The sequence below is a fragment of the Vibrio penaeicida genome, assembly GCF_019977755.1.
Taxonomy (GTDB): Bacteria; Pseudomonadota; Gammaproteobacteria; order Enterobacterales; family Vibrionaceae; genus Vibrio; species Vibrio penaeicida.
The window spans coordinates 2254936-2277563 of the sequence record NZ_AP025144.1 but is presented as its reverse complement, the minus strand read 5'-3'; the positions used below and the strand labels follow the sequence as shown (position 1 = coordinate 2277563).

The 22628-nt window shown below is 44.9% G+C and carries 20 protein-coding genes and 4 tRNA genes; 14 read left to right on the top strand and 10 right to left on the bottom strand.

Features of this window, described 5'->3' with window-relative positions:
- Positions 1 to 130: 130 nt before the first annotated feature.
- The 4 genes from LDO37_RS10185 to LDO37_RS10170 all read left to right on the top strand — a co-directional run bounded on the left by LDO37_RS10185 (position 131) and on the right by LDO37_RS10170 (position 631).
- Positions 131 to 204 (top strand) — tRNA-Cys (locus LDO37_RS10185).
- Between the two features lie 3 nt (positions 205 to 207).
- Positions 208 to 283, top strand: a tRNA-Gly gene (locus LDO37_RS10180).
- Positions 284 to 453: 170 nt separating this feature from the next.
- Positions 454 to 540 (top strand) — tRNA-Leu (locus LDO37_RS10175).
- A 15-nt stretch (positions 541 to 555) separates the two neighbouring features.
- Positions 556 to 631: transfer RNA gene (locus LDO37_RS10170), tRNA-Gly, on the top strand.
- Positions 632 to 1199: 568 nt separating this feature from the next.
- Here LDO37_RS10170 and LDO37_RS10165 read toward each other — a convergent pair.
- From LDO37_RS10165 to LDO37_RS10120, 10 genes are all read right to left on the bottom strand, one after another.
- Entirely contained in the window at positions 1200 to 2057 is an 858-nt protein-coding gene (locus LDO37_RS10165; RefSeq protein WP_126609323.1) for a mechanosensitive ion channel family protein, read from the bottom strand.
- Between the two features lie 102 nt (positions 2058 to 2159).
- The gene (locus LDO37_RS10160) at positions 2160 to 2798 is read right to left on the bottom strand and encodes a YdcF family protein (RefSeq protein ID WP_126609324.1); all 639 of its coding nucleotides are present in this window, start codon (positions 2796 to 2798) and stop codon (positions 2160 to 2162) included.
- Between the two features lie 8 nt (positions 2799 to 2806).
- Complete coding sequence (locus LDO37_RS10155) at positions 2807 to 3646, bottom strand: NAD(P)H-binding protein (protein ID WP_126609325.1); 840 nt, start codon at positions 3644 to 3646, stop codon at positions 2807 to 2809.
- 2 nt (positions 3647 to 3648) lie between these two features.
- On the bottom strand, positions 3649 to 3891 hold the full coding sequence (locus LDO37_RS10150; RefSeq protein WP_126609326.1) for a TIGR02647 family protein: 243 nt from the start codon (positions 3889 to 3891) through the stop codon (positions 3649 to 3651).
- Positions 3892 to 4283: 392 nt separating this feature from the next.
- Positions 4284 to 4502, bottom strand: a complete 219-nt coding sequence (locus LDO37_RS10145) for a hypothetical protein (protein WP_126609327.1) — start codon at positions 4500 to 4502, stop codon at positions 4284 to 4286.
- An 801-nt stretch (positions 4503 to 5303) separates the two neighbouring features.
- Positions 5304 to 7085 (bottom strand): M28 family metallopeptidase, encoded by a 1782-nt coding sequence (locus LDO37_RS10140; RefSeq protein WP_126609328.1) that lies wholly within the window; start codon positions 7083 to 7085, stop codon positions 5304 to 5306.
- Between the two features lie 670 nt (positions 7086 to 7755).
- A complete protein-coding gene (locus LDO37_RS10135; RefSeq protein ID WP_126609485.1) occupies positions 7756 to 8526 on the bottom strand; it encodes an ABC transporter permease in 771 nt (256 codons plus the stop codon).
- Positions 8527 to 8535: 9 nt separating this feature from the next.
- The gene (locus LDO37_RS10130; RefSeq protein WP_126609484.1) at positions 8536 to 9267 is read right to left on the bottom strand and encodes an ATP-binding cassette domain-containing protein; all 732 of its coding nucleotides are present in this window, start codon (positions 9265 to 9267) and stop codon (positions 8536 to 8538) included.
- Positions 9264 to 10253, bottom strand: a complete 990-nt coding sequence (locus tag LDO37_RS10125) for a YVTN family beta-propeller repeat protein (protein WP_126609483.1) — start codon at positions 10251 to 10253, stop codon at positions 9264 to 9266. Before LDO37_RS10125 ends, LDO37_RS10130 begins: the two co-directional genes overlap by 4 nt.
- Before the next feature lie 42 nt (positions 10254 to 10295).
- A complete protein-coding gene (locus LDO37_RS10120) occupies positions 10296 to 11450 on the bottom strand; it encodes an ABC transporter substrate-binding protein (RefSeq protein ID WP_224055112.1) in 1155 nt (384 codons plus the stop codon).
- Between the two features lie 335 nt (positions 11451 to 11785).
- Here LDO37_RS10120 and pedF point away from each other — a divergent pair, with 335 nt between their 5' ends.
- The 10 genes from pedF (at position 11786) to pqqE (ending at position 22611) form a co-directional block, all read left to right on the top strand.
- Positions 11786 to 12193 carry a cytochrome c-550 PedF gene (gene pedF / locus LDO37_RS10115; RefSeq protein WP_126609487.1) on the top strand — a complete coding sequence of 136 codons (408 nt, stop codon included), beginning with the start codon at positions 11786 to 11788 and terminating at the stop codon, positions 12191 to 12193.
- A 1-nt stretch (position 12194) separates the two neighbouring features.
- Positions 12195 to 13097, top strand: coding sequence for a substrate-binding periplasmic protein (locus tag LDO37_RS10110; RefSeq protein ID WP_126609482.1), 903 nt, complete (start codon positions 12195 to 12197; stop codon positions 13095 to 13097).
- Positions 13098 to 13447: 350 nt separating this feature from the next.
- Complete coding sequence (locus LDO37_RS10105) at positions 13448 to 15190, top strand: PQQ-dependent methanol/ethanol family dehydrogenase (protein ID WP_284190150.1); 1743 nt, start codon at positions 13448 to 13450, stop codon at positions 15188 to 15190.
- A 257-nt stretch (positions 15191 to 15447) separates the two neighbouring features.
- On the top strand, positions 15448 to 16956 hold the full coding sequence (exaC, locus tag LDO37_RS10100; RefSeq protein ID WP_126609480.1) for an acetaldehyde dehydrogenase ExaC: 1509 nt from the start codon (positions 15448 to 15450) through the stop codon (positions 16954 to 16956).
- On the top strand, positions 16928 to 19117 hold the full coding sequence (locus LDO37_RS10095) for a 4Fe-4S binding protein (RefSeq protein WP_224055111.1): 2190 nt from the start codon (positions 16928 to 16930) through the stop codon (positions 19115 to 19117). The genes exaC and LDO37_RS10095 overlap by 29 nt, the downstream gene beginning before the upstream one ends.
- 133 nt (positions 19118 to 19250) lie before the next feature.
- The gene (gene pqqA / locus LDO37_RS30350) at positions 19251 to 19322 is read left to right on the top strand and encodes a pyrroloquinoline quinone precursor peptide PqqA (protein ID WP_101115399.1); all 72 of its coding nucleotides are present in this window, start codon (positions 19251 to 19253) and stop codon (positions 19320 to 19322) included.
- A gap of 151 nt (positions 19323 to 19473) precedes the next feature.
- Positions 19474 to 20382, top strand: coding sequence for a pyrroloquinoline quinone biosynthesis protein PqqB (pqqB, locus tag LDO37_RS10085; RefSeq protein WP_126609479.1), 909 nt, complete (start codon positions 19474 to 19476; stop codon positions 20380 to 20382).
- A gap of 56 nt (positions 20383 to 20438) precedes the next feature.
- On the top strand, positions 20439 to 21221 hold the full coding sequence (pqqC, locus tag LDO37_RS10080; RefSeq protein WP_126609478.1) for a pyrroloquinoline-quinone synthase PqqC: 783 nt from the start codon (positions 20439 to 20441) through the stop codon (positions 21219 to 21221).
- A 9-nt stretch (positions 21222 to 21230) separates the two neighbouring features.
- The gene (pqqD, locus tag LDO37_RS10075) at positions 21231 to 21509 is read left to right on the top strand and encodes a pyrroloquinoline quinone biosynthesis peptide chaperone PqqD (RefSeq protein ID WP_224055110.1); all 279 of its coding nucleotides are present in this window, start codon (positions 21231 to 21233) and stop codon (positions 21507 to 21509) included.
- Entirely contained in the window at positions 21481 to 22611 is a 1131-nt protein-coding gene (pqqE, locus tag LDO37_RS10070) for a pyrroloquinoline quinone biosynthesis protein PqqE (RefSeq protein WP_126609477.1), read from the top strand. Before pqqD ends, pqqE begins: the two co-directional genes overlap by 29 nt.
- Positions 22612 to 22628 lie beyond the last annotated feature (17 nt).

The window sequence follows — 22628 nt, the reverse complement described above, 5'->3', positions numbered from 1 at the left end:
GCGTGTTTTGACCGGAAAATAGCCAAACGAATCAAAAAACTAAAAAATACAGTTGACGCTCTCGCGGGAATGCGTAGAATGCCTCCCCGTACTCAAGAGGAACTGATTCAAGTTTTCGAATTGAGTTGAAGGCGTGTTGGCAGAGTGGCTATGCAGCGGATTGCAAATCCGTGGACCTCGGTTCGACTCCGGGACGCGCCTCCATTTGCGACACTAGCTCAGCTGGTAGAGCGCAACCTTGCCAAGGTTGAGGTCACGAGTTCGAACCTCGTGTGTCGCTCCAAATTTTGTTTGATGATACTTCATCAAATTGTGATGCAAGGTGTTCCCTTGCCAAGGTTGAGGTCACGCCTAAGCCTTGAAGATCGGGAACCTCGTGTGTCGCTCCAAATTAAAATGATATGGCTTCATTGCGATATCAAGATGGTGTCTCCATCACAATGAATATTGTGTGCCCTGGTGGTGGAATTGGTAGACACAAGGGATTTAAAATCCCTCGGCGTTCGCGCTGTGCCGGTTCAAGTCCGGCCCGGGGCACCATCTCTCGAATATTATGCGACACTAGCTCAGCTGGTAGAGCGCAACCTTGCCAAGGTTGAGGTCACGAGTTCGAACCTCGTGTGTCGCTCCAATTTTTCACTCTGAATTCCTTTATCAAACTCAAAGCAAGCACAACCTTGTCAAGGTTGAGGTCACGCTTATGCCTTGAAGATCGGGAACCTCGTGTGTCGCTCCAATTTCCCACTCCAAATTCCTTTATCAAAATCAAAACAATCACAACCTTGTCAAGGTTGAGGTCACGCTTACGCCTTGAAGATCGGGAACCTCGTGTGTCGCTCCAATTTTTCACTCTGAATTCCTTTATCAAACTCAAAGCAAGCACAACCTTGTCAAGGTTGAGGTCACGCTTATGCCTTGAAGATCGGGAACCTCGTGTGTCGCTCCAATTTTTCACTCAGAATTCCCTTATCAAACTCAAAGCAAGCACAACCTTGTCAAGGTTGAGGTCACGCCTACGCCTTGAAGATCGGGAACCTCGTGTGTCGCTCCAAAATTCTGAAATCTCGACAGAAATGTCGAGATTTTTTCGTTTTTAGCCACCCAAACTTTTAAGAATCAATACAAATAAAAAAACCAAGCCAGTCGCTTGGTTTCTTGTATGTAGCACGCGGAGCACAGTGCAAATTATTAACCTGATTTTAGGTTAGTGAAGTTGGATTCTTCTGACCGAAATGGCGTTGATACATAGCCATAAAATCTTCACGAATCAGCTGTTCAATTTCAAATGCGCGATCTGTTGGGCAAAAAAGCATGAAATGAACAATTTGTTCGCCAGTATTCGCGCTAGAAACGGAGATATGCGGTTCTGCACCAGGTAAATCGACGCCGGCATGACGCTCAATGACAACGTTGTATCGTTTAGCGACATCAATAAAGTCTTCGCAGTGGTCATCAATTTTTGCCAAGAGGCTAGGGAACATAGGGTAAAGGTTACGAAATTCCCCTACAACAATATTGAAACTGTGGTAAACGTAGCGTTTCATAAAGTTTAGATTTTTCACGGGAACACTGAAAAACATACTGTTTGGTAGAGTTGCTGTTTTTCCGGTGTAGTTATAGTTACCGTGGTGCAAATCAATTTCTTGAATCACTGTTGCCATCAAATTGTGCTCAATCACTTCCCCACAAAGGTTACCAACCTCAATCCAATCACCAATTCTAAATGAACGAGAGCTCGCCCTTTGAATCGAGCCTGTGAAGCACAGAATAATTTCTTTAGATGCGACTACAACAGCTACAGCAATTGCGGTGAGCGACAGTGCAAATTCACTGATTTCGGATTGCCATAATAAAAATAGCGTAATAATGATGACTGAAAACGCACTGTTTTTGGTGCGAGAGATCCATTTTCTTTGGTCTTCGGTGAGGAAATTGATGTCACCTCGGATCAAAGAAATGACGATTCTTCTAACCAGTACAATGAGCAAAATCAGCAGTGCACTTGATATTAGTTTATTTTCTGCAAGAAAGCCGACAGCTTGATTCAAGACTTCCATTAAATTTCTCCTGCTATGCGCCTTCTTTATGAGTTCACTTCTTTTATACTCAGCCCAAGCATCAAATGAGGTTTGGGCTGAGTTGTGATTATCACTTTTTTATTAAGAAAAAGAAGGTCGCGCTTTTATATTCTGATAAGCAAGCATCACCCCGTCTGGGATGTCTTGTTCGATCTGGTATCCCTTTTCAGGATAAGTTTGCAAACGCTCAAAATCTCCGAGCATGGTTTCGATAACTAAATTGGAGGGTATCGAATCGGTGAAGTAGTCTGAAAATTTGCCTCCAGACGATGTGACATTCACCTCTACGTATGGCAAGTCCCATTGTTTCTTGAACGTCGCGTATGCGCGCCTTTCCATGTAAGGCTTTTGAACCAACAAAACCCGGTCTGGGGAAAAATCAATTTCTCTAAACAAGTTGGCAGTGAAAACCACATTTTCACCTGAATTGGTCGCGTGTGTTTCTAGCAATATGTGTTCTGATGGAACGCCCATTTGTTTTGCAATTTCTGCAAAATGTTCTGCTTCACTGAGATCAAATAAGCCTTCAGTTAGGCGACCTTGTGCGCCGGAAAACACCAATTTTGGTGCGATGCCTTTCAAATAGAGGCTAGCGGCATATTCCGCCACTCTTTCATCATTGCTGCACATACAAAATATGCAATCTGCATTTTCAATACGTTGGTGCATTTGCATGTAATGCCAAACAGTTTCTATATCTTGATATAACCGGGTTGCCATACACTCTCCTATAGCGCGTCTAAAGTACTCGGATAGAGGTACTGATAGCCCAAAGAAATCAATTTGTCCGTCACGATCATTTTACCGGGTTGGTCTACCACGGGGGGCAATGAAAGGACACTATCTGAACTCACGGATTCAATGGCTCGTTGATAGTATTCCGCTTTACTCACGGTTGACGGGCTGGTTGCGTTGACAACGGTATTTTGGAGATTGGTCACAGCGAAAGCGACGACGCCAACAGCATCATCCTGATGCAGCATATTGGCGGGAGCAGAAGAACTGACCGATTTTAACCTCGCGGCAAAACGGGATGGGTGTCTGTCTGCGCCAACCAAACCACTGCATCGAACCACAACGTAGTCCAAGCCAGATTCAATAATGGCTTGTTCAGCTTTCAACATGATGACAGCTTTTTCAGAAAATGCGGTATTTTCAAGTGCAATGGAAAGAGAAGCACACGCTTCATTCATTTTGGTTGGTTGCTCTGGATAAACGGTCGTGGAGCTGACTTTTACTATTTTCTTAACACCAGCGTCGGTTGCGGCTTTAACCATAGCTTGCCAGTGATTCAAATAATGCAGACCGCCTCCTTTACGAAAACCAGGTGGAAATGCACCTATCAAAACGTCAATGTCATGGTTTTTCAGATGTTGAATAAGCTGGCTAGCACACTCTTGTTCATTTTCAGATAAGCGGAATAGAAAAGCTTCAATGCCTTCCTGTTTAAGTTGCTCACAACCTTCAAGGGTTGTTTTACTAGCAATAACCTTATGGCCGGCTTCTATCAGCAATTTGGCTAGGGGAAGTCCTAGCCAGCCTGCGCCTAAAATGGCGATTTTCTTCATGCTTAAGCACCTGTGGCACTTAAAACGCGAAGAACCTTGTCTGCGTGTTCAGCCACTTCGATACCTTCATCCGTTAAATAGCCACCGTCGGCTTGAGTACATAGACCTTTTTGAAACAATCGCTGGACCGCCCCTTGTGCCGATTCTGATGCGTCTTGGTGGACTTTAATACCAGTGGCTGAGCTACTGATATCGAATTGAAGAAGAAGGTTCAATTCGTCGAGATGATCTTGTGTGTATTTCATGGAACTACCTCTTAGCGATTAATCTGTTCTCACCTTAAAACGCTGATTAGGCATGTACAACCATGGGAATAAAGATCTGTTAGGTTGAATCAAATTGGTCGCAATGTAGACACATTCTTTGTGCATGTTTTGTTAGCGAGGCAGTTTATTCCGCTGCGTTCTTTTCCTTGAACTGGAACAGAATACGAAGACCTGAATCCTGAACCTTGAGACCTCTTGGGTATATAGATAAAACTTGGGTATATAGATAAATGAGTACTGTTCGAATTTGATTAGACTAGCGGCAAGTAAGCAGAAGAGCTCGCATGGGAGCTCTTTACCTCTGGCGTTATAGGGGAAACGCTAGGATACAGTTAACGAATCTATATGGTTAGAGTCGATATTGTAGCGGTTTAGTACCAGACCATACTTTCCGGTGTCATGACACCAGCAATTGTTTCTGTTGCACTACCAACAAAGCCTGTAGTAACCCCTTCTTCTGGGTTAACGCGCAAAGCAGGTTTAACAATCGCTTTTACGGGCTCTTTAAGCCAATTTTTGCTATCGCTAGAAGGCTCTGAACCCAAATTGCTTTTTACTGATGCTCTAGCCAGATGATTTTGAATTTCCATACGCAAAGTTCAATCCTCGTATCTTAAAATCACTTGAGTTTATTGTTGTGAAATATAGTGCATACAGTTTTCACTTTAATGACAGTAGTAAAAAATCTGATTAGTGTGTTTTTTTATTACTGTTTTGTGATCTGGCAACGTTTTCAAAATGTTATCCACATTTTCTGTGGATAACTCGGTTAACACTCGTTACCAGCGTATGATATTCCTATGATTTTCGTTTTCGAGAGTACAAATCTGAACGGAGACGCAAGTTATCTGCACGCCGCTTACGCAATGGTACTCATGAAAATTGTTGCTGTAATCAGTATGGATTGGGGCTGATAGTTTGTAGGAGATTTTTAATTTACTTGTTGAATTTAAAGCTTTTTAAGCTAGATGTAACTCATGTTAATACCTGTTAATTATGTTGTGTAACCTGCTGCTTATTCCACTAAACCTATTTCCATAATCTGTGCCATTCCTAGCGGGTTAGCTGCTAGTTTTGTTAGTAAATAAGGTGGTGCAGAAATGAACAATGTAGTGATGTTGTCCTATTTTAATGGGGTTGGAGGTTTTTTGGCTTGTGGAAAACCCTCGAAGAAATGCGTCGTAGCACGTATTTTTCCACAAGTTTATCAATAAGAGATGATTGGTGTTAAGACCACAAGGGCTCACATTTACTGCACAAACCCTCATGTGAGATGAGGCAACTTGGTCAACAAAGTACACTTGAATTGCAAAATGACCTTAAAAGCGTGATACCAAAGTTAGAACAAGAAAAAAATCCCAGCCATTAATATGGCTGGGATTCAGACCGTGTTATTCGAAGTCTTGGTCAAAATCACCATGGAAGTGATCGTGGTCAGATACGCTGTCTGCTGCTTTCAGACGTTCACCAATGCGCAGTGTTTCTTTTGGAGCGGATTCCGCAGAGAAGCTACGAGCTTGTCGTGCTGCTGCTTTAGGTTCAGCAGGTTCTGGGAATAAGTCTTCACTCATCGCATAGTAGGTCGTGACATAGGTTAGAGCTTTGGTGTTCATGAACAGTGCTTTGTGACTGACGTTAGTTGAATCGTCACAGGCACGGTGATAACACTTGTCGTATGCGACATCGATATCACCACCAAATTCACCGACTTCTTCAGCCGACTTAAGTTTCTCTGCACCAGTAAATAACCCGCCGAATGCGACTCCCCAATCTGCAAATCCTGCGTAGTCAGAACGTTTAGAAAGTGCTTGAGGGACAGTTGTCTCGCCATTGTCACCAAAGAAATTGATAAACTGAGTTTCAATGTCTGATGTACCAAATGGAGGCTCGAAGTCGCCAGTATACGCGTTATCTGGGCTGTCTTTCGTGTCTGACAAATCGCCATCCATAACACCGTAAATGTAGTTAGGCGAACCGATCATGTCGAAGTTTAGATACAACTTCACGTTGTTCATTTCGTTGTAACGAGCTTCAACCAGTTTGTTTTGTTCTTCAGTAAGATCGGCCGGATCTTCAATGCCTAGTTCTTCCATGATTTGCTTACGCGCTTCATCCAGAATAGGTTTGAACAGTTCTTCGGTGTAGTAGTTTGAACCGATTAGTCCAGCTTCTTCCGCTGCCCACCATGCGAAGCGGATTTTGTTTCGAGGCTTGATACCCGTATCAGCAAGAGTTAACGCATATTCAAGTAAGCCTGCAGAACCAGAGCCATTATCGTTGATGCCTGGACCTTCAGGAACAGAATCTAAGTGTGCACCTAGCATAATAACCTGATCATCATCGCCACGGCGAGTTTCTGCAATCAAGTTATGTGTTTTCACGATTCTGTTCATGACGGTAACATTTAAGGAAGCGTTGATCGCACCATTGGCAAGGTCGTCGAACCATTGTTTACCTAGGTCATAACGCAAACCAAATGTCGGGATAGTGACGGTGCTGTCGCGGCTTAACGTACCTGCCACTACGCCTTTACGCCCTTCTGAGTTACCTTGGTTAAAGATGATCACACCAGTAGCTCCGGCTGCTTGAGCATTCGTCGCTTTCGCGTTGAACGAGCAACCACCGCGTTGAATCACCGCTACTTTGCCAGTGACATCCTTACCATCAAAGTCGGTCGCCTCACAGCCATCTGTATCATCATAGTCTGGTTGATCAAAACGGAAGTCAGGTGTGACAAAAACGATGTTGCCGTCAACTGTCCCATTCGATGAGCCGGAGTATGACATGGTTGCGTAATCAGCGACTTCGCCTTCTCCTGCATCTTTAGTTGAGAGGAGAGCTTTACCATCAACCGTAACAGAGGTGTTTGGTAATTCTTGCCAGCTTCTAAAATCAAACCCTTGCTTAGTCACCTTATATCCGGCTTTTCTTAATTTCTTAGCGATATATTTTAGTGAACGTTTATAGCCTTTTGTGCCTGCGGCACGAGTAAGAGCACTACCATCCGGAGTGGGCACCGCACGCTTTTCTAATTTATCGAGATGCTTTACTACCGCGTCTTTCTCAATCTGGTCGCTGACATATTTTGCGTATAGTTCAGGAGTACAGCCAGAGAGCATGACTGACGCGACCGAGATCGCGATCAAAGATAATTTAGTGTTCGCCATTTTCATTATTCATTTCCTTTGAAGTTGACTTTGAGTGTTCCATTTCTATATCCAAGAAAGTTCTATTTAAATAACGTTCACTTAAATAAAGCGTGCAATGAGCGCTTACACGCTTATTAGGTTTCTCGAATATAAAGGAGACCACCCATGGTAGTAATTGAAAAATAGGCATATCAAATATAATTATAATCTTTCACAGGAAAAATAAATAAAATGTGAAAATGGAGCTAAATGCAATGAAAATCAAAAGCTTGCATTTCAACCATTCTAAGTGCATAAAAATTCCAATTCTTACACTATCTGTTAAATAAATAATCAGGCTAAAGTGTGGTATTGCTTCAAAAAAGGCATCGATAAAATATTATTCTGAGCTTGGGGTTTAAACGCTGAACAATCTAAAGGTTACCTGTAAGCTATAATAAATCTACCGTTGAAATTATATTGAAACAAAAAGTTGGTTTAATTGTTTATGCAATGAGCTTATTTATCAATTACTGATAAGTAATTAAAAGAAGTTTCGTAAATAAGAAAAGAGAATATTTAGCATTGATCTTTGAATTTTGATTACAGTGCTAGGGTTTTGAAATTGAGATTACTAATATTACGTAATTTTTGAACCAAGGTAGATTTAATTATTTTTAATATTGATATGTTATATCATAATGAAAATTCATGGCTACTGTTTTTTTAAATTAAACTGATAGGAAGCCAATAAAGAAAATAATAGAGCAAGAGTCACTACCACTATTGTTCCTATTTGATTAAATTGGGAATAGAGCGCGTACCTAATCAGCTCGACACAATAGGTAAATGGGTTAGAGCGGCAGATTTGGTATAACCATTCACTGGATTCCTGCATTTTCCATAAAGGATAAAGGGCTGACGACATAAAGAACATAGGGAAAATGACGAAGTTCATTACCCCAGCGAAGTTTTCTAACTGATGAATGTAGGATGCGATTACGATCCCGAGACCTGAAAGCATCATCGCCGTTATGAAGCAAGCAGGTAGCGCATAGAAGAAACCCAGGGCTGGTGGCTCAATCCCATATATGTAGGCAATACCTAAGAAGGCATAAACTTGAAGTAATGAAACTAACGAACTGGCAATTTGCTTAGATAATATGAGGAACCATCGTGGGAGGGGGCTAGTCAGAAGTAGTTTTATCGACCCCATTTCGCGATCATAAACGATGGAGAGTGCGCTTTGCATACTATTAAAAAGTAAGACCATGGCGCATAGCCCAGGCAGTATGTACTCTTCATAATTAATGTATGTGGCGTACGGCTCTATTATCGAAATCCCCAGTGCGGCTCTAAAACCGGCTGCAAATACGATTAGCCAGAGCAGGGGGCGCACTAAGCTACTGGCGAAGCGTGTTTTTTGCTGAGTGAACTTTAAAAGCTCACGGTACACAATGCTAGAAAAACCAAACCAATAGTTCACGTTGCATCCTTACTTGGGCTCAACAGCCCCTAGACACGTTTGATACAATTGCTGAACAGAGTCACAGCGGTATTTTTGGCATAGTTCACTCACGTTACCTTGCTCAATCAAGTTCCCCTTTAAAAGCATTAATACGTTATCGTTGAGCTCTACTTCATCAATGAGGTGCGTAGCCCAAAGCACACATGTTTCACTTTGTGTGGCCGTTTTTCGTATTAAGCGTACGAGCACTTTTCTTACTTCGGGGTCTAAACCAGAGCTTGGTTCGTCTAAAAGTAATAGACGTGGAGAGTGCAACATCGCCCGAACTATCTCCAACCGCCGCCGGTGCCCGCCATTCAATTCTCTTACCTTCTTTTTTAAGGTGTTCTCCAATTCAAACTCTTGAACCAAAGGCAAAAATGCAGTGACGGTTTCTGTTCTGCTTAACCCCCTTAGCCCACCGTAATAAAAAAGGTTTTGCTCACCGGTTAAATCTAAATCCAAAGCACTTTGTTGAAAAACCACACCTGTATTTTTTGCGCTGTGCTGAGGCTGTTCAATCAAAGACTGGCCAAACATCAAAATCTCACCTTCCTGCTGAGGAAGAAGGCGAGTAAGTAATGAAAATAGGGTGGTTTTGCCAGAGCCATTAGGGCCAAGCAATATTGTGATACCACTAGAGAGCTCGAAAGAGACATCTTTGAGCGTGATTCTATTGCCCCGTTGAAACGTTAGGCTCTTAACACTAACCGGAATCATTGTGGTGTCTCTTTGATGACAGCACCCCAAGGGTAGCGACCAACTTTGATGGATTTCAGAACCTTTAGATTGGAGACATCAATGATCGATACGTCGCCACTGACTCCATTTGTAGTAAGAAGTTTGTCTTCTGCCGCGTTAAATGCCATGTGCCAGACACGTCTTCCAACCAAGAGATAATCGAGAATTTCCAAAGATTGCTGATCGACAATCGCGATATGGTTTGCAGGGCCAAGGGCGACAAATGCGAGTTTTCCATCGCTCGAAAGCTGAATGCCCACTGGCTGAATTTTATGGGAATGGATGCCTTTCGGTTTGAAGCTGAGTGTCTTTAATACTTGCCTTGATTCAGTATCAATCACTTTTACCGTGCCACCAATCTCGGAGCTGATCCAAAGCCTTTCGCCACTTTTGGTAAATTCAGCATGTCTTGGTCGCTCATCAACTAACGTATTATGAACGACTTGGTTAGTTTTAGAATCTATCCAGTGCGCCATGTTGGAGGTTTCCGAGGTAACGATAACGGTCGAACCATCCGGGCTCACCGCAACACCTTCTGGCTCTACGCCGACGTCAATTTGGGTAATCACGCTTTTGGATGGAATATCGATGACGGTGAGAAGGGCATCATCTTCATTAGCGACGTATAATGTACTCCCGTTAGGGTGCAAAGCAAATTGCTCTGGGTCCTCCCCAGAAGGCAGCTCGCCGATGATGTCTTGCGTGGCTAAATCCAATATTTGCACGGTGTCCGATTCACTAGCACAAATATAGAGTTGGGTCTTGTCTTTACTCAGCAAAATACCTCGTGGTCGGTCACCCACGGTGATTGTTTTGAGCACGTTTAAACTGCCCATATCAATCAAACTAATCGAGTCGTCTTTTTCATTAGAAACATAGGCGACCTCTGACGCAAAAGAAGCCACGGTTAGCCACGGCAACGTGCATAACATGCAAAGAGGGAGATGCTTTAAATAACGGTTCATTTTCCTATCCTTTTGAATTTCTTATATATCCGAGTAACCTTTTTACTTGGTCAAATTGCATTTTGAATCCTGTTTGTCAGCGCCCAAAGTGTCTAAGTCATTAAAAGGGTGTAAGTAGCCATCTAATGGGGCGGATGCCACAAGCGCACTTGGGTGAGCAAGTGGAATAGGCTGACGTAGCTGACCACTCCATGGTCTGAAACTCAGTTTTCTGCCTTTGTAAGCACCAAATTCAAACGTTGAGCTGAGCAAATGTTCATGAATTAAATGAGGTTCCACTGAATTTGTTTGAGTGACTGCCGCGTTGAGAGCACGAATGGCAACCCAAGCCGAGTAGTCATGAGCATTCATAAATCGATCCGATTGCTCAAAAAATCGATGCTGAAGTTGTATGGCGGCCCATTGCTCAATCGCTTTATGCCAATTGTCTGCTCGTAATCCATGAGTTCCCACAACGGGTCTTGGTAGCCAGGTATTAAAAGGGAGGTACTGACCAAACACGCTGTGCACATCCACCACCCAAACGGCGTCGTAGTTTTTGTATTGAGTGAACAGCGGGATTTCTTTGGCGGTGCTGCGCCTTAAATCGGCATCAAATGTCCATGGCTTATCTGCGATGATCTTTAATCCAAGGCGTTTGATACTGGCTCGAACATTGTCTGCCATTTCCAAATCTTGCTCTGTTGAACCGGTAATCAGCAGAACCTTTGTAAGCTTTTTGTAACGGAGCCATTGGGCAATGGCATCGGACAACATGCGATAGCTTGGCGAAGTGTGTAAAACATTGGCGAGGCACGCCTCAGTTCGTAATGCCTGATTGGCTGAGTTGACATTAAATATCAGTGCTTCAGAAGGTAAAGCCGCTTGAACGCGTTTCAACGTCGCGGCGTCACTATCCACTAAGTAAAGCTTCGTTCCTGATTGATTAAGCGATTTAGCGTGGGAAACGAGTGCATCTTGGCTAGTTTCTCTTACTGAAGATAGCGTGTATTGATGACCCAAAAATTTTCCAGCTCCGTTGCTGTCTTCGATGGATAACTCAGCTCCAGCTATGCCACTGTTTGAGGGAGAGCGTAGGTAAATAGGAGTCGCTGTTATCGCGTCTTGAACCAGCTTCAAATACGCGACGTTCACGTCCAGAGCAAAGGCGTAATGTGAACCGGATGACAGAGAAATACCCATCAAAACGATCTTCATCCAATTTCGCTTTATCTGCGGTCTTCGCTTAAAAAAATGAAGCATTCTGCCTCCGATTCCGTTTCCTATTGCTGACTACTCTAATCAACAAAGTTTGGTTTTGACCACGCTGTAACCCAGTAAAACAGGCGATTTCCTCCTAAAGGATGACAAAATACGAAGCTTTTGGATGATTTTGTTCGATGCCGTGTACCCATACACTGAAACTAGAAAAGTAGTGAAGTGAAGGAGTACGAATCATGAAAAATTTTATATGGAAGTTACGTAAAAAATGGCAACCGAGAAAAGCCGTTGTAACTATTTTAGGTGGATTTTTGGTGCCAGTTGCCGCTGTTATGCCAAGCTTGATTTTCTTATCCGAGCCAGTGGCGGCACACGGAAATGTCACCCCCCAATCGATAGACACATCGTCTATTCCTCAACTAGGGGAAGATTGGCAAGACACCAACCCATATCGCGAACTGCAAGCCAGTGAACGCGCTGAAATAGAACGAATTGGTGCTTCTGCTTACAACCAAAATTGCGCTCGATGCCATGGTTTAGAGGGCATTTCTGGCGGCATCGCCCCAGATCTTCGTTTTCTTGAGCCCGACTTTGATGGTGATGAATGGTATGTCTACCGTGTTCAGAATGGCGCAGTCAGAAACGGGGCTGTTTACATGCCAAAAATGACGGAACATCTAAACCAAGAAGCACTATGGGCAATAAGAACTTGGCTTGAATCTGTTGCACCAGAAAGTTGATATGAAAGCGATCATCTACATTTGCTTAGCGGCGGCGATTTTATGGCAGCCTTCCATGCTAGCTTCTGCCCGTTCGATGGACGACATTGTCGATAGCGGTTACATAAAAGTTGCGTTTTATCGTGATTTTCCACCGTACTCATTCATTGAAGGTGAAACGGAGAAAGGCATTGACGTTGAACTCGCCCGAGCTTTTGCAGAGGCGCTCGATGTCGAGTTGAGATTCTTATGGATGACGGCAGACGAAACCGCTGAAGATGATATGCGTAACTACTTATGGAAAGGGTTAAATCTGCATACAAACGACGGAACGCGAGTAAAAGCCGATGTCATGATGCGTGTTCCCTATGACAGGAAATGGCAACTTAAAAGGGACGACCTTGGCTTACCCGCACATGAACGCGTGTACATGTTTGCCCCTTACCAAACAGAGCGATGGCGAGTGGCATTTGATGCCTCTAAGAATGCCCAAATAGAAACGGTTGCGATGTTTCAATACATTCCCGTGGGCGTGGAGATAGATACTGTCCCTCAGTTCTATTTCGCGACAGCATTTGGTGGGCGCTTTCGTCAAAACACCAAAACATACAATAGCTTGCAGCTTGCGTTCGGTGCACTCAACACCGGAGAGGTACACGCGGTAATGGGGTTAGGTGGGCAAGTTCAGTGGATGAAAAATCGGTCTGGTGAATCGATCAAACTCTCGGATACGCATTTTCCCACATTAGGTATTCTACGGTGGGACATTGGTATGGCGGTTCAAGCCGATTACCGTCAGCTATCGTATGCTTTAGAAGATGTGGTTATTGCCACGCTTTCTGATGGGCGAATGCAGGCTTGGTGTCTTGCAATGACCATTGATTGTCCTATTCCTGAACTATACAAAGAACTAGGGGCTGAGTAGCCCAATTCCTCTCCGCCCTAGGGTGGAGACTTTCCCTCCAACTAAGGGATGAGAAAACTTCATCCAGAGTCCAATTTTCCTCATTTTTAAACGCGAGCACACTGAATAAGCACGAATGATCTTTGAAGCTGGACTCTCGCGAATCTAGTGTCTAACAAAGCCATTGTCTGGCATAGCGATAGCTATACAAAGCTATGACCTTGAGAGTATGACCTAGCAAAGATTCCGTCCTTCAAGAAAGTGCGTTCTACATGATCAGCCGTTCTAAACGATCAGCTAAAGAAAGTAAGCAAAGGAGCAATACGATGTTATCGAAAGGGAAGTGGTGCATTTGGTCGCTTGCTTTAGGTATGTCTGGGTTGATATCTACGAGCAGCGCCGCTCAAGGTGTAACCGATGCAGATATCCTAAAAGATCAGGAAACACCTGAAGATATAGTGAGTTATGGGTTAGGGCTTCGCGCTCAACGATTCAGTTCGCTCGATAAAGTTAATAGAGAGACCGTTGAAGAAATAAGACCGGTATGGGCGTTTTCGCTTGGTGGAGAGAAACAGCGCGGGCAAGAATCCCAACCCATGATCAAAGATGGGGTGATGTTTGTCACTGGGTCGTATTCACGAGTGTATGCCATTAACGCAAGAACAGGCGACGAGATTTGGCAATATGATGCTCGATTGCCCGACGGCATCATGCCTTGCTGTGATGTGATTAATCGTGGTGTCGCCTTGTACGATGATCTCGTCATTTTCGGAACGCTCGACGCTAAGTTGGTGGCGCTGGATGCTAAAACAGGGAAAGTACGTTGGAAGAAAACGGTAGAAGATTATCGCGCTGGTTACTCCATTACCGCAGCCCCCATTATTGTGAGAGGGAATGTGATTACTGGGGTATCTGGCGGTGAGTTTGGGATTGTAGGAAAAGTAAGAGCATATGATGCAAAAACCGGTGCTATCGTTTGGGAACGCCCTACCGTTGAAGGGCACATGGGGTATGTCTGGAAAGACGGAAAGAAAGTCGAAAATGGCATCTCAGGAGGTCAGGCAGGAAAAACATGGCCGGCCGATATCTGGAAATCCGGTGGTGCAGCGCCGTGGTTAGGCGGTACCTACGATCAAGATACCGACTTGCTCTTCTTCGGTACTGGTAACCCCGCTCCGTGGAATTCTCATATGAGACCGGGTGACAACCTGTACTCTTCATCAAGATTGGCGATCGACCCTGATGATGGAAAAATAGTGTGGCATTTTCAAACCACACCTCACGATGGTTGGGATTTTGATGGGGTGAATGAGCTCATTGCGTTCGACTATCAAAATAGCGGTAATACAGTAAAAGCTGCCGCAACCGCAGACAGAAACGGATTCTTTTATGTACTCAATCGAACCAATGGTGAATTCATCAGAGGATTTCCTTTCGTTGAAACCATTTCTTGGGCAAAAGGGTTAGATAAAAAAGGGCGTCCAATCTACGTTGACGAAAACAGACCGGGTAATCCGCAAGAATCGGCAGATGGCAAGCAAGGGCAAACAGTGGTCGCTGCTCCTTCCTTTCTTGGAGGTAAAAACTGGATGCCAATGGCCTACAGCCAAAATACTGGGCTGTTTTATGTGCCAGCGAATGAATGGAAAATGGACATATGGAATGAGCCCACCGCCTACAAAAAAGGCGCGGCATATTTAGGAGCTGGTTTTACTATTCAGGCACATCATGAAGATTACATTGGCGTATTGCGAGCGGTTGACCCCAAATCTGGTGATATTGTTTGGGAGTTCAAAAACTACGCGCCACTGTGGGGCGGGGTGCTGACTACCGCTGGTGGCTTGGTTTTTACTGGCAATCCAGAAGGTTACTTGATGGCGTTTGACGATAAAACGGGTGAAATGCTGTACAAATTCAACACCGGTTCAGGGATTGTCGGAAGCCCAGTTACTTGGGAAATGGATGGCGAACAATACATATCCGTACTCTCAGGTTGGGGGGGCGCTGTACCACTGTGGGGCGGCGATGTGGCCAAACGGGTGAAAAACTTCAATCAGGGCGGCATGGTATGGACGTTCAAATTGCCTAAATCCATGGAAATTGCCAAGAAATAATCGCTTTTAATCAGCCCAGATGACTTGGGCTTTTTCAAAATAAAGGCGATTTATGCCCCTATTCGCGCTGCTTTCTAAGTAGCGCTTTTTTTATCTGCGAAATCTGTCTTCATCCCAAAGGATGATCTTTTGCCAACCAACAGCGGATAGAGCCCATTGCGGTGTGTTGAGAAAATAGGTCTATCTGCTGATTGGTGCGGCATTCACAATCAAAAGCCCCCATTGCAGTCTTGACATATACCAATAGAGAGGTGCTTATGATTTACGCAAAACCAGGGACGGAAGGTGCGGTTGTTAGCTTCAAATCCCGATATCAGAATTACATTGGCGGTCAATGGGTCGAGCCAGCGAAAGGGCAGTATTTTACCAATACCTCACCTTGTACCGGTGATGTGATTGCTGAAATCCCTCGTTCAGATGCCGCCGACATTGAACTCGCACTGGATGCGGCGCATAAGGCGAAAGAGGCGTGGGGTGCCACTTCGGCTACAGAGCGCTCGAATATTTTGCTTCAAATTGCCGATCGCATTGAAGCCAACCTCGAAATGCTCGCAGTGGCTGAAACATGGGAGAATGGGAAGGCGGTACGCGAGACATTGAATGCAGATATTCCGCTGTGTGTTGATCACTTTCGCTACTTTGCAGGCTGTATTCGCGCACAAGAAGGCAGCGCAGCAGAGATCGATTCCAAAACCGTTGCTTATCATATCCACGAACCGCTCGGGGTTGTTGGGCAAATCATTCCATGGAATTTCCCGTTATTAATGGCCACTTGGAAATTAGCACCTGCGTTAGCGGCTGGTAATTGCATTGTCTTAAAACCCGCAGAACAAACACCGACGACGATCCTGTTATTGATGGAATTAGTCGGCGATTTATTACCACCTGGCGTATTGAACATCGTCAACGGTATGGGACCAGAAGCAGGGCAAGCGCTGGCAACGTCTAAGCGAATTGCAAAAATCGCGTTTACGGGGTCCACCGCCATTGGTAACCATGTGCTGCGTTGTGCAGCAGATAACTTGATTCCTTCGACAGTCGAGCTAGGAGGTAAATCACCAAACGTCTACTTTGCCGACATCATGGAGCAGGAAGAAGCGTTTATTGAGAAAGCGGCAGAAGGCGCTGTTCTAGCGTTTTTCAATCAGGGTGAAGTGTGTACGTGTCCTTCTAGATTACTTATCCAAGAAAGCATTTACGATGCATTTATGGATCGAGTCTTGGCGAAAGCGAAAGCGATCAAACATGGCAATCCATTAGATACCGATACTCAAGTCGGCGCGCAGGCATCCGACGAGCAGTTCGACAAGATCAAAAAGTATCTAGAGATTGGTCGTACGGAAGGGGCTCAAGTGGTCATGGGCGGCAGCGCGGAAGATTTCGGCGGCGGTTACTATATCCAGCCAACGATTTTTAAAGGTGAGAACTCAATGCGCGTCTTCCAAGAAGAAATCTTTGGTCCGGTTATTGGTGTAACCACGTTTAAAGATGAAGCCGAGGCCGTGGCGATTGCCAACGACACTGAGTACGGATTGGGGGCAGGGGTTTGGACGCGTGATGTGAACAAAGCTTATCGAGTCGGGCGTGCGATTCAGGCCGGTCGAGTCTGGACAAATTGCTACCACTTGTACCCAGCACATGCTGCGTTTGGCGGCTATAAGAAGTCGGGCATCGGGCGTGAAACCCATAAGATGATGCTTGAACATTATCAGCAAACCAAAAACCTTTTGGTCAGCTATGATGTTAATCCTCTCGGGTTTTTCTAATCGCTTGAGCTCTTCTGAGTACTCAGGCTCATCTAAAGAAATGAAGGAAAAGCGCTTATCACTTTTCCTTCAAATATGGCTGGTGGCTCTTTGTTTGTGGGCTTCCAGCTTTAATAGTCTAGCGAACGAATGGCAGGATCCAAGCCAAGATATTCTCACCTTTTTCCCTACTGCTACTCGTACATTACCTGAAGAAAAAGAGCTCCCCATTACGCCTGTTTATCAACTCAATTCGCTGTTGGGTTATGTATTTGAATCCGATGACTTAACGCATTTCCCCGGATTCTCTGGTGAAACCGTCAATCTAAAAATTGGATTGGATGTGAAAGGGGTGATTCAAGGCATCAAGGTGCAACGACATCACGAGCCTATCTTTTTACACGGGTTGGGCGAAGAACCCATGTTGGCGTTTATAGCTCAATACCTTAATCACAATATCCAGCATCGCTTTTTGGTCGGCAGCAAACAAAGCCGTACTAACGATGGGAAAACCCAATATTTTGATGGTGTAACCAAAGCCACCGTGTCGGTGATGGTGATAAATGACACGATTTTGAACTCTGCTCGCAAGGTAGCACGCCATAAACTGGATGGGTTTGGCAGTGCGAATGCCGTCGCCCAGTTTGAAATGGGTTCGCCTATTCGATATGACTTTAAGCAGTTAATAAGCGAAAACTTGGTGTTACATTGGCAAGCGACGCTAAGCGAATTTTCGCAGCAATTAGAGCTATCTGAAAACCGTGCACAGGATTTGTTAGAAAACCCAGAGCCACACTATGCGATCAACTACCAATTGGCGTTTCTCAACCCACCTCAAATCGGCAAAAGCCTGTTGGGGGATTCCGAATACCAGCGGCTTATGGAAGAACTGGAACCTGGAGAAATCGCCTTGTTGCTATCGTCCAGTGGTGGTTTTTCACCTTTAGCCGCGGATTTTGTGGCAGGTACCACTCCTGCAAGATTCAGTGTGACCCAGCAGAACGTGAGCATCGACATTCGAGATCAGGATTTCTATAGCTTTTACGAGCCGAAGCTGGAGAGAGGATTTCCAGAATTTGACCTGATCAAAGTATTCCGCTTTAAAAGCAGCAGTGGATTTGATCCGGCGCTTCCCATTACGTTTCAACTCGATGTACCCGTAAAAAAAAGCTTTTTGGAATACGACATCAAGCAAGTGACGAAAAGCTATCAAATCCCCAACGCTTTATGGCACTACCCTGATGTTGTAGAAGAAACACCAATACCTCTTTGGCAGCAGATTTGGCAGCAGCGACGGTTCGAAACTGCGATTGTTATCATATACCTTGCAACGGTGACGTGTCTGTTTGTAAGGCAAAAATACTGGATAACGTTTCCTGAGAGGTTTCATCAATTTCGTCTTGCGTGTTTGATTTTTACTTTGTTTTTTCTCGGTTTCTATGCGCAGGGGCAGCTCTCGGTCGTTAATATTTACACCTTACTGCTTTCGGTTTGGAATGGGTTTGAAATCACCGTCTTCTTGCTTGATCCCGTTATCTTTATTCTTTGGCTGTTTGTGTTTGTCTCTCTTTTCCTGTGGGGAAGAGGCGTATTTTGTGGTTGGCTTTGTCCGTTTGGAGCCATGCAAGAACTGATAGGGCTAGCTGCGAAAAAACTGAAAATTAAGCAGTGGAAAATTCAGCCACAAACGCACAGCCGTCTCCAAGGTATTAAGTACCCAATTTTGGCGATATTGGTGCTAACAAGTTTCTCTTCACTGACATTGGCGGAAAACCTAGCAGAGCTAGAACCTTTTAAAACCGCCATTACATTAGTGTTTGTGCGCGATTGGTATTTCGTGGCTTACGCGGTTTTGCTTCTGTTTATTGCTCTTAAGATCAACAAGGTGTACTGCCGTTATTTGTGCCCACTTGGGGCTGGGTTGGCTGTTCTAGGGAAGTTTAGGGCATTCAGTTGGCTTAATCGGAAAAAGGAGTGTGGCAGCCCTTGCCAGCTATGCCATAAAGCCTGTGATATAGACGCCATCAAGCTCAATGGCAGTATCGACTACGACGAATGTGTGCAGTGTTTGGAATGTGTTGTTATTGCCGCAGACAAAGATCGTTGTGTAGTAGAAAAATACGGGGCTAAGAAACGTCGCAAGCAAAAACGAATCCCAGTCAGTGCCATTTCCGATACGTAAACGTATACCACATATAGGTATAAATCGGACCGGCTCTGAAAAGTAGGAAAGAAATCATCACAAAGTAGGATAGTCCACTTTATGGCTAACCCGTAATCTGGAGTTCAGGAATAACAGCAAAGGAGCAGCGCACATGTGGAAAAAACCCGCTTACAAGGAACTTCGCTTGGGTATGGAAGTGACGTTATACATAAGTAACCGCTAGGTCGACAGATTCTAGATGCGATATGAGAAGACAGGGCTTGCTTCTATGGATGAGTAGTTAAGGTCACAGACCTTAGGCATGTCCTGTGTTTTCTTACTTTGAACAGGGTCGGCGAGCAACACGGTTAAAATCCAGGGACAAGGAGAGTGGTATGCATGTCATCATACTGGGTTCAGCAGCAGGAGGCGGTTATCCGCAATGGAATTGCCATTGCACCATGTGTAGCGGTTTAAGAAACGGAAAGATCGTTGCAGAACCTCGCACCCAATCTTCTATAGCAGTCAGTGACGATGGTGAACATTGGGTCATCATTAATGCGTCTCCTGATATTCGCCAGCAAATCAATCAAAATCCGGATATTCATGATTGTACAGGCAAGCGTGGTTCGTCTATTGCAGCTGTGGTTTTAACGGATGCTCAGGTTGATCACACCAGTGGGTTGTTGATCCTCCGTGAAGGGTTACCCATGGATTTGTACTGTACAGAGCAAGTTCGTTCAGAATTAACCGACTCTTTCCCTTTATTGAATGTGCTTTCACATTGGCATGGTGGTTACCAACAGCACACGATAAACGAGCAGTCTTGGCACATCCCTACGGTCCCTCATTTAAGGTTTGAAGCCATAAACTTGGAGTCGAAAGCACCACCTTATTCTTCTCATCGAAATGACCCTCACCCTGGCGACAACATTGCTATTCGCGTGACCGATACACGGACGCGTCGAAATCTGGTGTATGCACCAGGGCTTGAAAAGCCAAGTTCTCACATTGAAATGGCGATGAGCAATGCCGACTGTATTTTAGTCGATGGCACATTGTGGACAGATGACGAGATGATCCTAGAAGGGGTCGGGAGCGATTTGGGCACATCGATGGGACACCTTCCCATAAGTGGGAAACACGGCATGCTGGCGCTTCTTAGCCAGTTCCTCAAGCCTCGGAAAATACTGGTCCATATCAACAATACCAACCCGATCATAGATGAACGTGGCTTCGAGCGATTACAAGTGGTCAGGTCAGGAGTTGAAGTCGGCTTTGATGGAATGAAATTTGAGGTTTAGGTTTTCTTTCCGAGGATGTTCTTGGGAGCCGGCATAGGCATGGAGAGGTAGAGCAAATGCGCCATCAAGATATACCCGCGGCAGCGATGACGCCCGAACAATTTCGCGATGCCCTATTGAGTAAAGGATCGCTTTACCATATTCATCATCCATTTCACAAAGCCATGTACCAAGGGAAATGCAGCCCAGAGCAAATACGAGCTTGGGTTGCGAACCGATTTTATTACCAGATTTCGATACCGATAAAAGACGCAGCGATACTCTCGAATTGTCGACATCCAGAGATTCGTCGGCAATGGGTGCAGCGCATTTTGGATCATGATGGTCATGCTGAACAGGAAGCAAAATGGGGTGGGATTGAGGCTTGGCTACAACTTGCTGTAGCAGTGGGGCTGACGCGCGAAGAGGTGTTAGCTGAAAAATGGGTACTCCCCGGAGTCAGATTTGCGGTGGATGCCTATGTCAATTTTGCGCGCAGAGCAACGTGGCAAGAGGCCGCTTGTTCATCGTTAACGGAGCTATTTGCACCAGAGATACACCAATCCCGTTTGGATTCTTGGCCACAACACTACCCGTGGATTGAAGCACAAGGTTTAACGTATTTTCAGCAACGGTTGTCTCAGGCTCGCCGAGATGTCGAACAGGGTTTGGCGATCACTTTAGAACATTTTGATACCGCAGAGAAACAGCAACATGCGCTGAATATTTTGCAGTTCAAACTCGACATTTTGTGGTCAATGCTTGATGCCATTAGCATGGCGCATGAATTCAATCGAGCGCCATATCAAAATCTTACCGCTAGCGAAGCTGTCTGGCACCGAAACCTTTTTCAGGAATAAGGAGATGCCATGCATACCAAGAAAAACTTCAACGAAAAATGGAAACGAAACCCGACCTTTCGAATGCAGTATGAACAAGCTCAGAAAAGCCATGTACTGCTGTTTCCTGAGGGGATGGTCACGTTAAGCGACAGCGCAGCAGAGGTGCTTGCGATGTTCGAACAAGAAACGACGCCGAGTATTGCCATCACTCGGCTATGTGCTCGGTACCCGAACGAAGATATTGAGAGTGACATCATCGAATTTCTGGATGTAGCGTATGACAAACAATGGCTCCAACCCTATTAAACCACCGTTTTGGTTGTTACTTGAGCTGACGTACCAATGTCCGCTCCATTGCCCATATTGCTCTAACCCCATTGATTTGGGGAGTAAAGACCAAGAACTTTCTACAGAACAATGGTTCGATGTTTTAGAGCAAGGAAGGGAGCTTGGTGCCGTTCAGTTGGGGCTTTCTGGTGGTGAGCCATTAATGCGTAAAGACCTCACCGATATCGTTGCGCATGCTCACGATCTTGGTTACTACATTAACTTGATCACTTCGGGGATTGGTTTGACCCAATCGCGTATCGATGGCTTAAAACAAGCAGGGTTGGATCATATTCAGATAAGCCTTCAAGCAGCAGACCCTGAAATGAGTGATGCCATTGCAGGGAAAAAAAATGCTTTTCAGCACAAAGTGAACATGGCAAAAGCCGTGAAGGAAGCTGGATTTCCAATGGTGCTGAATGCGGTTATCACTCGGCAGAATATTCACAATATAGAAAGCATTATGGCATTGAGTTGTGAGCTGAATGCCGACTACGTAGAATTGGCCACATCGCAATATTATGGTTGGGCACTCGAAAATCGCGCATCGCTACTGCCGTCTAAAGCCGAAATTGAGCAAGCGGAATACGAAGTGAATGCATTCAGAGACGCCTGCGACAGAAATGCTCCCAAGTTTATATTTGTTACCCCAGACTATTATGAAGAACGCCCTAAACCTTGCATGAGTGGCTGGGGGAGTATCTTTACCTGTGTAGCCCCTGATGGGAAAGTTTTACCCTGCCACAGCGCAGCGGTGCTGGATCTGCCTTTCCTTAATGTTAAAAATCGAAGCTTAAAACACATTTGGTATGAATCTGAGAGCTTCAATGCTTTTAGAGGGTTTGAGTGGATGGAAGAGCCCTGTAAAAGTTGCGATGAAAAGGAATCGGATTTCGGTGGATGCCGCTGTCAAGCCATGTTACTCACGGGCAGTGCCACTGCAACGGATCCCGTGTGCAGTAAATCGCCTCATCATCACAAGATAACCGATGCAATTTTCCAAGCTTCTTCTGGCTGTCACAATGAACTGGTTATGCGACATATGAGAAACAGCCAAACCATATTAATGTCAAAACCCTGATTTTTGAGTCGATACCG

Excerpts from the sequence above, each read along its gene's own strand:
- LDO37_RS10145 (WP_126609327.1), bottom strand. The coding sequence starts at position 4,502 with ATGGAAATTCAAAATCATCTGGCTAGAGCATCAGTAAAAAGCAATTTG.
- exaC (WP_126609480.1), top strand. The coding sequence starts at position 15,448 with ATGATTTACGCAAAACCAGGGACGGAAGGTGCGGTTGTTAGCTTCAAA.
- pqqB (WP_126609479.1), top strand. The coding sequence starts at position 19,474 with ATGCATGTCATCATACTGGGTTCAGCAGCAGGAGGCGGTTATCCGCAA.
- LDO37_RS10130 (WP_126609484.1), bottom strand. The coding sequence starts at position 9,267 with ATGATTCCGGTTAGTGTTAAGAGCCTAACGTTTCAACGGGGCAATAGA.
- pqqC (WP_126609478.1), top strand. The coding sequence starts at position 20,439 with ATGCGCCATCAAGATATACCCGCGGCAGCGATGACGCCCGAACAATTT.
- LDO37_RS10165 (WP_126609323.1), bottom strand. The coding sequence starts at position 2,057 with ATGGAAGTCTTGAATCAAGCTGTCGGCTTTCTTGCAGAAAATAAACTA.
- LDO37_RS10160 (WP_126609324.1), bottom strand. The coding sequence starts at position 2,798 with ATGGCAACCCGGTTATATCAAGATATAGAAACTGTTTGGCATTACATG.
- LDO37_RS10150 (WP_126609326.1), bottom strand. The coding sequence starts at position 3,891 with ATGAAATACACACAAGATCATCTCGACGAATTGAACCTTCTTCTTCAA.
- LDO37_RS10110 (WP_126609482.1), top strand. The coding sequence starts at position 12,195 with ATGAAAGCGATCATCTACATTTGCTTAGCGGCGGCGATTTTATGGCAG.
- pqqD (WP_224055110.1), top strand. The coding sequence starts at position 21,231 with ATGCATACCAAGAAAAACTTCAACGAAAAATGGAAACGAAACCCGACC.
- pqqE (WP_126609477.1), top strand. The coding sequence starts at position 21,481 with ATGACAAACAATGGCTCCAACCCTATTAAACCACCGTTTTGGTTGTTA.
- LDO37_RS10155 (WP_126609325.1), bottom strand. The coding sequence starts at position 3,646 with ATGAAGAAAATCGCCATTTTAGGCGCAGGCTGGCTAGGACTTCCCCTA.
- LDO37_RS10095 (WP_224055111.1), top strand. The coding sequence starts at position 16,928 with ATGATGTTAATCCTCTCGGGTTTTTCTAATCGCTTGAGCTCTTCTGAG.
- LDO37_RS10125 (WP_126609483.1), bottom strand. The coding sequence starts at position 10,253 with ATGAACCGTTATTTAAAGCATCTCCCTCTTTGCATGTTATGCACGTTG.
- LDO37_RS10105 (WP_284190150.1), top strand. The coding sequence starts at position 13,448 with ATGTCTGGGTTGATATCTACGAGCAGCGCCGCTCAAGGTGTAACCGAT.
- pedF (WP_126609487.1), top strand. The coding sequence starts at position 11,786 with ATGCCAAGCTTGATTTTCTTATCCGAGCCAGTGGCGGCACACGGAAAT.
- LDO37_RS10140 (WP_126609328.1), bottom strand. The coding sequence starts at position 7,085 with ATGAAAATGGCGAACACTAAATTATCTTTGATCGCGATCTCGGTCGCG.
- LDO37_RS10120 (WP_224055112.1), bottom strand. The coding sequence starts at position 11,450 with ATGAAGATCGTTTTGATGGGTATTTCTCTGTCATCCGGTTCACATTAC.